Genomic DNA, 8,178 nt, shown 5'->3' with positions numbered 1-8,178 from the left:
TTTTAAGGGTCGTGGGAGATGACCACGTTGATAGGTTACAGGTGTAAAGGTGGTAACATCATAGCCGAGTAATACTAATCACCCGTAGACTTTTCGCGCGTAGAGATTCTTTTTTACAAAAATGTTAGTCACAACAATTGTTAATTATTAATTGTCAATTGTCAATTGAAAAAATATGTTTTTTATCCCTATATGTTAAAAATATAAGGTTACAGGTACTAGGTTATAGGCATCAGGGATTACCCTGAAACCTGACCCCTAACCCCTGATACCTAAAAGATTTAAGGTGGTTATAGTCAAAGGTCTCACCTCTTACCATTCCGAACAGAGCAGTTAAACCTTTTAGCGCAGATGGTACTACGGTCACGTGGGAGAGTATGTCGCCGCCTTCTTATAAAGAGCAATTCTGATAAAGAATTGCTCTTTTTTTATTATATCATCATTTCATAAAATCTCTCACAGTTCCTCCCCAATCAGCCTTGTCTGCCTTGTCTTCCTCGTCCTATTCTCTCCGAGCCTCTCCTAGATTCTCAATTTTCCAAAAAAAAGAACCCTATCACTAGGATAGGGCTCCTTTAAATGTTTTCACAACGGAATAATCCTTATTGTGAATTGCTTTCAAATTGTGCGACAAAAGTAGGTATTATATTTTTAATGTACAAATATTTTAGTATAAAAAAAATCATTATATTTGTCCTTTCTTAAAACATTATACCAATGAAACACATATTAGGCTTAGATTTAGGCTCAAACTCTATCGGTTGGGCTCTCGTGCAACAAGATTTTGAAAACAAACAAGGAAAAATTATGGCTGCTGGTAGTAGAATTATCCCTATGGATCAGGGTGTATTAGGCGATTTTGAGAAAGGAAATACAGTTTCTCAAACTGCCGAAAGAACTATTTATCGCAGTATGCGTCGCCTGAGAGAACGGCATTTACTTCGCCGTGAGCGACTTCATAGAGTACTTCACATATTAGGTTTTTTACCTCCTCACTATGATGCTCAAATAGACTTTACCAAAAGATATGGTAAATTTATAGATAATGCTGAACCCAAAATAGCTTATAACAATGGGAATTTTATCTTTACAAATAGTTTCAATGAGATGATTGAGGATTTCAAAAAACACCAACCTCAGTTATTCTATAAGAAATCTAATGGCGAAGAGAGTAAAATCCCTTATGATTGGACAATTTATTACCTGCGTAAAAAAGCACTTTCACAAAAGATTACCCAACAAGAATTGGCTTGGCTTATTCTTCACTTCAATCAAAAAAGAGGGTACTACCAGTTGCGCGGCGAAGAAGAAACTGAAAGCCCTAACAAAGAAGTTGCTTTTCACTCTTTAAAAGTTGTAGAGGTAGAGGCTGAAGCTCCTAATAAAAAAGGTGAGATTTGGTATACAATCCGTTTGGAAAATGGTTGGATATACTGTCGTACAAGTAAAATCCCTTTGGACGATTGGAAGGGAAAAACACGTGATTTTATCGTTACTACCGACCTTAATGATGATGGCACTATTAAAGTAGACAAAGAGGGTAAAGAAAAACGTTCCTTCAGAGCTCCTGAAGAAAACGACTGGAACTTGCTCAAAAAGAAAACAGAACACGATATTGATTTTTCTGGAAAAACTTTAGGTGCTTATATCTACGACCATTTGTTGCAAAACCCCAATCAGAAGATTAAAGGTAAATTAGTTCGCACGATTGAACGAAAATACTATAAAAATGAATTAAAAGCTATTTTAACCCAACAAATAGCACTTCAACCAGAATTGTTCACCGAAAACCTATTAGCGGACTGTATAAGAGAATTATACCGCAAAAACGAGACGCAACAACAAAATCTATTATCAAAAGATTTCCTTCATCTGTTTGTAGAAGATATCATTTTCTACCAACGCCCGTTGCGCAGCAAAAAATCTACTATTGCCAATTGTACCTTAGAAAAGCGTTCGTATATAGATAAGGAAACTAATGAGCGCAAAGATGCTCCTATAAAAGTATGTGCCAAATCTAATCCTTATTACCAAGAGTTTAGAGCGCTACAATGGCTGCAAAACTTGCGAATTTACGAAATAGAAACCGACCGTGAGGTAACTGCTGAGTTTATTGAAACACCCCAAGACTATGAGGCTCTCTTCAACTTCTTGATGTCTCAAAAAGAAATAGATAATGAAAGTTTACTGAAATACTTTTTACATGCAAAAAATCCTCAAATTAAAGACAAAGCAGCTAAAAGCGAGCTTAAAAAATGGCTCACTACTTATCGCTGGAACTATGTCTATGATGTGGCAGATAACTCCTCCAAAAAATACCCTATGAATGAAACAGCTTATGACCTTCAGCGGTATTTGCAGAAAGTAGAAGGACTCCCAGCCAACTTTCTAACCTTTGATACAACATATCGATTGTGGCATTTGTTATATTCGGTGAAGGACAAAGTTGAATTTGAAAAAGCATTAAAGAGATTTGCTAAAAAGAAACAATTAAACGAAACATCCTTCATAGAAAGTTTTAAAAACTTCAAACCCTATCCTAATGAGTATGGTAGTTTCTCCGAAAAAGCTATTAAAAAATTACTCCCTCTGATGCGATTTGGCAATCATTGGGACTTTAATCGCATTGATGTATCTACTCAAAAACGTATAGACGACCTTATTAATGGAGTGGCGAATGAGAATATCCGTACTATCATTAGAGAAAAAGCAGAGAAATATCAGCTCAATAGTGAGAGCTGCTTTCAAGGATTACCGCTTTGGTTGGCTCAATATATAGTCTATAACCGTCACGCTGAAGCTACCGATATAGAAAAATGGACTTCAGTGAATGATTTAGAAGCATATTTAGAAGATTTCAAGCAACATTCACTGAGAAATCCTATAGTAGAGCAAGTAGTTACCGAAACTTTACGCGTAGTAAGAGATATTTGGCAACAATACGGTGGGGGACAAGCGAATTTCTTTGATGAAATACATATAGAACTGGGTAGAGAACTCAAAAAAACAGCTGAAGAAAGAAAACAACTTTCTAATAGAAATCAAGAGAATGAAAATACCAACCTACGCATTAAAAAATTGCTTGCCGAATTAAAAGAAGATGCAAGCATACAGAACGTACGCCCCTATTCGCCTGTACAGCAAGAACTGCTTAAAATCTATGAAGAAGGTGCCTTCACTAGTACAGATGAAATAGACGAAGAAATTCAAAAAATTCGCAAAAAAGCTGAACCTACCACCCCTGAGATACAACGCTACAAGCTCTGGTTAGAACAAAAGTATAAATCGCCTTATACGGGAGAGGTGATTTCACTCACAAAACTATTTACCGAGGAGTATGAAATAGAACATATTATTCCACAAAGCCGTTATTACGACGATAGTTTATCCAATAAGGTAATATGCGAATCAGCTGTAAATAAGCTAAAAACAAATCAGTTAGGATTAGAGTTTATCCAGAATCACCACGGTGAGAAGGTGCGCATAACAGCTAATAAAGAAGTAACTATCTTCACAGAAGAACAATACAAAGACTTTGTGAAGAAACATTACGCTAATAATTTAGCTAAACAACGAAAACTTCTTTTGAATGAAATACCTGAAAAAATGGTGGCTCGCCAGCTGAATGACACTCGCTACATCAGCAAGTATATTTCTGAAATACTTTCTAAAATAGTGCGTTCAGACGAAAAAGATGAAGGCGTAAACTCTAAAAATGTAATACCTTGTACAGGGAAAATTACTACTGCCCTCAAACAGGATTGGGGACTTAATGACGTGTGGAACGAGCTTATACTTCCTCGTTTTGAGCGAATGAACCAACTTACCCAAACACAATTATTTACATCCTATAACGACAGACTTCAAAAAAATCTCCCTACGGTTCCAATAGAGTACAGCCAAGGTTTCCAAAAGAAACGCATAGACCACCGTCATCACGCTATGGACGCCTTAGTGATTGCTTGTGCCACAAGAGAGCATATTAATTATATGAATAACCAACACGCATTGGATAAGAACAAGGATAAAAAAGAAAAACAACAATCTCGCATAGACCTTCGCACTATCCTCTGTGAGAAAAAGAATAATAACTGGCAGTTCAAGAAACCTTGGGCTACATTCACTCAAGAAGCCAAAGAATCCCTCGAACATATAGTAGTGAGTTTTAAACAAAACCTAAGAGTGATTAATAAAGCTACCAACTATTATGAAAAATGGGAAGAGAAGAATGGTATACTTGTAAAAAAGAAAGTAAAACAAGAGGGAACTAATTGGGCTATCAGAAAACCTTTACACAAAGAAACGGTTTCAGGTAAAATTGTTTTGGATAGAAAAATAGGAAAAGATAAAATACTTACAGCTACCCGAAAAACGGTAGATATAACCTTTACAGAAAAGATTATCAGTAGTATTACCGATACGGGTATTCAGAAAATATTGCTCAACTATCTGAAATATAAAGGAAGTCCAGAAGTAGCTTTTTCAGCAGAAGGATTAGAAGAACTCAACAAAAATATCGCTCAATATAACGATGGCAAAAAACATCAACCTATATATAAAGTCCGTATTTTTGAGGAAGGAAGTAAATTTCCGCTGGGAGAAACGGGTGCTAAAGCTACCAAATTTGTAGAAGCAGCCAAAGGAACGAATCTCTTTTTTGGAGTATATCAAGGCAAAGGAAAACGCACTTATGCAACTATCCCTCTCAATGAAGTAATTGAACGACAAAAACAAGGACTTCCTTCTGTTCCTGAGCACAATGAAAAAGGAGAACCATTGTTGTTTAGCCTTTCGCCTAACGATTTGGTATATGTGCCTATGGAAGGAGAAATCGCAGAGACAATAGATTTCAATAATCTCAACAAAGAACAGAAAGAAAGAATTTATAAAACAGTGAGTTTTACAGGGAATCAGTGTTTTTTTGTACAAGAAACAGTGGCATCCCCTATTGTAAATAAAATGGAATACTCACCATTGAATAAAATGGAGAGAGATATTGTAGGAATAATGATAAAAGAAGTCTGTATCAAACTAAAAGTAGACCGCTTAGGAAATATCACCAAAGCATAGAACTTTTTTAAGAAGAATAGAAAAGTAAAACCTCCTCTTTTATCTTATAAACAAAGATAAAAGAGGAGGTTTTTCAGTCCTGTTTTTCAGTAAAACTGATTGATACTAAAACCTTTAAAAGATTGAGGTTGTTATCAATCACAAAACTACAAAATTTGAAAGCAATTCACAACCAAGTGTAACGTATTCGGTTTGCGCTTTTTGTTGTTATCAATCACAAAACTACAAAATTTGAAAGCAATTCACAACAATGGGATACAAGGGGTTTGTTCAGTTAGCGTTGTTATCAATCGCAAAACTACAAAATTTGAAAGCAATTCACAACATTCCTTTTTGTCGATATGAAAAGCGGTAGGTTGTTATCAATCGCAAAACTACAAAATTTGAAAGCAATTCACAACATATAAGCACCACACGCCTGCGCTTCTATAGTTGTTATCAATCGCAAAACTACAAAATTTGAAAGCAATTCACAACAGGAATCAGTATCATAAGAAGTTGTATGCAGTTGTTATCAATCACAAAACTACAAAATTTGAAAGCAATTCACAACGCCTAAATCTTGTAGATTAGTAATGCGTTGGTTGTTATCAATCACAAAACTACAAAATTTGAAAGCAATTCACAACTTGATATGAGCTTCAAAGTAATCAATCATAGTTGTTATCAATCGCAAAACTACAAAATTTGAAAGCAATTCACAACTACCCGACAGCGACAAGTTCAACAACCAAGGTTGTTATCAATCGCAAAACTACAAAATTTGAAAGCAATTCACAACTCTGTATCTATTAACGATACATCAATTAATGTTGTTATCAATCACAAAAATACAAAATTTGAAAGCAATTCACAACGCAAAGTCTTCCTCTACCAACGACGTAGTTGTTGTTATCAATCGCAAAACTACAAAATTTGAAAGCAATTCACAACGTGCTGAAACCTGACTCCTGACCCCTGACCCCTAAAAGTTGTTATCAATCGCAAAACTACAAAATTTGAAAGCAATTCACAACATAAATGTTTAATTTATCAAATAGTTCAACAATAAAGCAAAAAAATATTTTATAAGTAACAAAGCATAAAAAAGGTTGCCCAGACTTCTGAGCAACCTCTTTCTATATTCTATTAGATGATTAACTTCCTAAGGTATACCAATGTACGCCTATCAAATATTGAAACTCCGCTGAAAACGACAACCGTACGGCAACTACCAGCAGAAAAGTCAATACTGATAAGCCTATCTTCTGGTACGTCTTGCTCACGGTGGCAATGAGCATTCCTAATAAAAAAGCTGCCCCTGTGCTCACAATATAAATCAGAGCTAAACTGAAATGTGCATCAGGCAGACTCCCTGCAATAAGCATTAACCCCGTAAACGGAAGAACAATGCGTAAGGCACTTTGTAGGCATTCTTGGGGTCTCTCTCTTACAAAGAGATAACTCATAATCACTACTCCTGTTAAGTACAAGGGTAGGGTTACCAAATGATCTCCATAGGCTATTGAACTTATAAACAAGTAAAGTGCAATAGCTGAGATAAGTTCTAAAAAGATTTGTACTGACTTTTTCATAATAAAAATGATTAATTATATAGTTATAGTCTTCTAGCGTGGCAAACATTTTAGCAAGATCCTCTTCATTAAAATTGAAAAAAGTGTTCTCTTGATTAAATATTTTAGAATTTTGCGACAAAGTTATAAGATATTCTTTTCTCTGTCAAGTAAGTTGACAAAGTTTAAGATTGTTTTAACTTTTAATTGTAGACTTTGTGTTGTTTTTAACAAATTCTAAATGACAACCTTTAAGAATAAAATGCTAATGCCTTCCTCTCTCTCCTCTGATCACTGCCTCAAACTCCTTAACTAATGCAGGCTGCCGCCCAGCGATATTGTGTCTCTCAGCAGGGTCTACGCTCAGGTCGTAGAGCTGAGGAGCGCCCTCAAAGCCTGTTTCGATGCCTGTCTCCCAAGCCCGTTTCATAGTTTGGGCGGTAGGCTCGATATACTTGTATTTGCCTTTCAGCACTGCCAGCACATTGCGCAGCCCTTCCTGCACCGCATAAGTACGACCCTTCTTGTCCTTACCTACCCACGAAGCCCAATGCGGCTGATGCCATTCACTATCGTCATATAATGCCCGTGCGAGTAGCGCATACGCAGCAGCTCAGGGTTCTCCTTGCCCGTAGGCAGATTGCCTATCTTGTGCTGGTAGTTCACCTCCAAAGGGTCATCAGGGCTAAGGTTCAGCACCCGACCGTTGCGCAAATACACACAAGGCACGCGGTCAGAGGTCGCTGGCATAATAAAGCTCTCGTCAAAGCCAATATCATTAGGCGTATGAGGGATCGGCTTATTCCAATCGATACCGCCCCTATCGCCTAAGCCTAAGTGCCACTTGCCGATGGCAGCCGTAGCGTAGCCCGCCTTCTTAAAAATAGTAGCCACCGTCTGATGCCTCGCAGGGATGAGCGCAAAGGCATCGTTGTTATCAATCGCAAAACTGCAAAATTTGAAAGCAATTCACAACTATAAATTAGCAAATTTGAGAATTAGCCAATTTGAAAATTACCTAAGTTGCTATCAATCATATAGCTACAAAGTTTGAAAGCAGCTCACACTGTTTTTCCTGTCCGTGCGACTCTTACATCACAGAGCTACAAAATTTGAAAGCAATTTACGAAATGTATAAGTAAATAATCTGAACAATAGCACTTGATGGTGGAATGGGCGCCTCTCCCTTTTATGATTTTTATTTGTTTTTTTAGATGATAATTCTTATCTTTGTGCCCTAATTTAAAATTAAAAATTATGGGTATTATCGCAACACTTATTATTGGAGCCATCGCTGGATGGTTAGGAGGCACTATCTACAAAGGTAGTGGATTAGGTCTTATAGGCAATATCATTATTGGTATCCTTGGAAGTGGCGTGGGATATTGGCTTTTAGGAGAGGTGTTTCATATCTCTCTTGGAGGAGGATGGATTGGCGCTATCTTAACAGGAGCTATTGGAGCTATCGTTATTTTATTCTTGATAAATTTGATATTTAAAAAGAAGTAATAAGGAAGAGCTCATATTAAAAATCAAAAAAAGAGGCTGTCCAAAA

The 8,178-nt window shown here is 36.5% G+C and carries 4 protein-coding genes, 2 rRNA genes, 1 pseudogene and 1 CRISPR repeat array; of the genes and pseudogenes, 4 read left to right on the top strand and 3 right to left on the bottom strand.

What is annotated here, in order from left to right; all coding sequences use genetic code 11:
* From JMN12_RS14085 to cas9, 3 genes are all read left to right on the top strand, one after another.
* Nucleotides 1–98, top strand: a 23S ribosomal RNA gene (locus tag JMN12_RS14085); the annotation flags it as partial.
* A gap of 184 nt (nt 99–282) precedes the next feature.
* A 5S ribosomal RNA gene (gene rrf / locus JMN12_RS14080) occupies nt 283–392 on the top strand.
* A 325-nt stretch (nt 393–717) separates the two neighbouring features.
* The gene (gene cas9, locus JMN12_RS14075) at nt 718–5,070 is read left to right on the top strand and encodes a type II CRISPR RNA-guided endonuclease Cas9 (protein ID WP_203139889.1); all 4,353 of its coding nucleotides are present in this window, start codon (nt 718–720) and stop codon (nt 5,068–5,070) included.
* Nucleotides 5,071–5,197: 127 nt separating this feature from the next.
* Nucleotides 5,198–6,086: a CRISPR direct-repeat array (repeat unit 46 nt; unit sequence GTTGTTATCAATCACAAAACTACAAAATTTGAAAGCAATTCACAAC).
* A gap of 120 nt (nt 6,087–6,206) precedes the next feature.
* Here cas9 and JMN12_RS14070 read toward each other — a convergent pair.
* The 3 genes and pseudogenes from JMN12_RS14070 to JMN12_RS15610 all read right to left on the bottom strand — a co-directional run.
* Entirely contained in the window at nt 6,207–6,644 is a 438-nt protein-coding gene (locus JMN12_RS14070) for a hypothetical protein (protein WP_203139887.1), read from the bottom strand.
* A gap of 513 nt (nt 6,645–7,157) precedes the next feature.
* The gene (locus JMN12_RS15615; RefSeq protein WP_236854649.1) at nt 7,158–7,373 is read right to left on the bottom strand and encodes a hypothetical protein; all 216 of its coding nucleotides are present in this window, start codon (nt 7,371–7,373) and stop codon (nt 7,158–7,160) included.
* Between the two features lie 75 nt (nt 7,374–7,448).
* Nucleotides 7,449–7,538 (bottom strand): annotated as a pseudogene (locus JMN12_RS15610) (sulfatase-like hydrolase/transferase); the annotation flags it as partial.
* 342 nt (nt 7,539–7,880) lie between these two features.
* On the opposite strand from JMN12_RS15610, the gene JMN12_RS14055 reads away from it, so the two are divergent.
* Complete coding sequence (locus JMN12_RS14055) at nt 7,881–8,132, top strand: GlsB/YeaQ/YmgE family stress response membrane protein (protein ID WP_009414492.1); 252 nt, start codon at nt 7,881–7,883, stop codon at nt 8,130–8,132.
* The last annotated feature ends 46 nt before the right edge of the window (nt 8,133–8,178 follow it).

The organism is Capnocytophaga genosp. AHN8471, from assembly GCF_016806945.1.
Lineage (GTDB): Bacteria > Bacteroidota > Bacteroidia > Flavobacteriales > Flavobacteriaceae > Capnocytophaga > Capnocytophaga periodontitidis.
The sequence above is the reverse complement of the archived record's forward strand: the minus strand, read 5'-3'. Positions and strand labels throughout refer to the sequence as shown.

Coding starts and splice junctions, on each gene's coding strand:
- cas9 (WP_203139889.1), top strand. CDS start 718: ATGAAACACATATTAGGCTTAGATTTAGGCTCAAACTCTATCGGTTGG.
- JMN12_RS14070 (WP_203139887.1), bottom strand. CDS start 6,644: ATGAAAAAGTCAGTACAAATCTTTTTAGAACTTATCTCAGCTATTGCA.
- JMN12_RS15615 (WP_236854649.1), bottom strand. CDS start 7,373: ATGCCAGCGACCTCTGACCGCGTGCCTTGTGTGTATTTGCGCAACGGT.
- JMN12_RS14055 (WP_009414492.1), top strand. CDS start 7,881: ATGGGTATTATCGCAACACTTATTATTGGAGCCATCGCTGGATGGTTA.